Below are 533 nucleotides of genomic sequence, written 5' to 3'. Positions count from 1 at the left end.
AGGGCTCGGCGGCCCGTCCGGGCCTGTGCGTGCGCACAGCCGCCCCGGACGTCATTGCCGGGCCGGGCTGCCGCGCCGCATGCGAACAGGGAAAACAGGCCCTGCATGTCAGTAGCGCCCCACGATGGTGGACAGGCGCAGCACCGAGTACCCGCCGTCGAACACCTGCGCGTCCACGCGGCGGAAGCTGGGGTTGGGCGTGGGGCGCACGATCACGGCCACGTCGAAGCGGCGCCCGGCCTGCTCGCAGGGCTGGGTGCTGTCGCCCACCCCTGGCATCTGGCGCGACAGGCGCGCCTTGACCAGTTCGTTCTCGGCGCACAACTGGGCCAGAACGATGTCGGACTGGCGCAGCGCATTGCGCGTGAGGGCGGTGGTGGCCTGCAGGCCCGCCATCAGGGCGATGGCCACGATGGCCAGCGCCACCAGCACCTCGATCAGGGTGAAGCCGCGCGGGGCGGCCGCGTCGGGGCCGGGACGGCGCGGCATGGCCGGGGCGGAAAGCTCCGCTCGCGTCGTGCGTTCGTGGCTTG

1 protein-coding gene is annotated in these 533 nt (G+C 73.2%); it reads right to left on the bottom strand.

What is annotated here, in order from left to right; translation table 11 throughout:
* Nucleotides 1–108 precede the first annotated feature (108 nt).
* On the bottom strand, nucleotides 109–489 hold the full coding sequence (gene gspI / locus ACDELDRAFT_RS23465; protein ID WP_005802050.1) for a type II secretion system minor pseudopilin GspI: 381 nt from the start codon (nucleotides 487–489) through the stop codon (nucleotides 109–111).
* Between the last annotated feature and the right edge of the window lie 44 nt (nucleotides 490–533).

This window comes from Acidovorax delafieldii 2AN (assembly GCF_000175235.1).
GTDB classification, from domain to species: Bacteria; Pseudomonadota; Gammaproteobacteria; order Burkholderiales; family Burkholderiaceae_C; genus Acidovorax; species Acidovorax delafieldii_B.
The sequence above is the reverse complement of the archived record's forward strand: the minus strand, read 5'-3'. Positions and strand labels throughout refer to the sequence as shown.

Excerpts from the sequence above, each read along its gene's own strand:
- gspI (WP_005802050.1), bottom strand. The coding sequence starts at position 489 with ATGCCGCGCCGTCCCGGCCCCGACGCGGCCGCCCCGCGCGGCTTCACC.